This window comes from Phyllobacterium myrsinacearum (assembly GCF_002980555.1).
Taxonomy (GTDB): domain Bacteria; phylum Pseudomonadota; class Alphaproteobacteria; order Rhizobiales; family Rhizobiaceae; genus Phyllobacterium; species Phyllobacterium myrsinacearum.
Genome location: NZ_PVBT01000015.1, coordinates 1 through 1,198, shown reverse-complemented (window position 1 = coordinate 1,198; position 1,198 = coordinate 1). Strand labels below are relative to the sequence as shown.

Annotated in this window: 1 protein-coding gene; it reads left to right on the top strand. The window is 64.3% G+C overall.

Going from position 1 to position 1,198, the window contains the following annotated elements; all coding sequences use genetic code 11:
* Nucleotides 1-1,198: autotransporter outer membrane beta-barrel domain-containing protein (locus C5750_RS26135; RefSeq protein WP_158531366.1), on the top strand; the 1,198-nt coding region annotated here is incomplete at both ends.

Here is a 1,198-nt window from a genome sequence, read left to right as displayed (position 1 = left end):
TCATCAATGATACCGGGCTTCTGACCGTCGATGGCACGGCAGCGGCGGTGACGGCCAATGCCGGCGGGCGATTGAAGATCAATACGACGGGGGTGACCGGCGATCTCACCTTGAATGGCGGCTTTGCTTCGGTGGATGGCAAAAGCGGCGCGGCGGTGATCAATGCCGGCGGCGTGCTTGGCGGCATCGGTCTGGTTCATTCGCTGATCGCGCGCAGTGGCGGCACGGTGTCGCCGGGCAATTCGGTCGGCACGCTGCATGTGGCCGGAGATGCGACCTTCGACAGGGGCAGCGTCTTCGATGTCGAAATCGCCACGGACAGGAACCGCGCCGACCGGCTCGACGTCGGCGGCAATGTGATGCTTCTGGGTGGTGTGGTCTCGGTACGGCTTGCGGGTGAGAAAACCGGCTTGAGCCAGGCGCAGATCAAGGACCTGTTCCAGAAGAGCTATACGATCCTGATTGCCGACGGCACGGTTTCCGGGACGTTCGAAAACGTGTTGCCGCACTATACATATATCACGCCCTCGCTGCTTTATGCCGCCGACAAAAGCATGGTCAGCGTCGGTTTTGATCTGACAGAAACGGCCAGGACCGAACAGGCAGAAAAACTGACCGCCGCGCAGGCCGCTGCCCAGGCGCAGGCCGATCGCCTGAAAGCGGAAGGCCTGGCCGCCGAGCAGGCGCAGGCCGAGGCCGACCGGCTGAAGGCGCAGCTGCGCGAGGAGCAGATCAAGAACCTCGTCCTGATGGACGCGGTCACACCAAACCAGAAAAGCACCGGCCATGCGGTCCTGCAGCTTGGCCTTGGCAACCGGCTGCTTGACACCGTGCTGCTGCACCCGCAGGCAGACGCGGCGCTCAACTATGACGCCCTGTCGGGTGAAGCCCATGCCAGCCTGCGCGGCACGCTGCTGCAGGATGCCGGGCTGGTCAGCGGCGCTGCCAATGAGCGGATCCGCGCCGCCTTTGACGGCGTCGCTGCGAGGCCGGTGCCGGTCATCATCCCGCTTGCCTATGGTCCCGAGGACAAGGCCAAGAACAGGCAGAGTGCCGATCAGGCCTTTGATACAACAACGCCCGCACCGGCCGCACCGGCGACGGCGCTGTGGGGGCAAGGCTATGGCGCGTGGAGCCATGGTTCCAGCGATGGCAATGCATCAGCCTACAGCAGAAACACCGGCGGCTTCGTCACCGG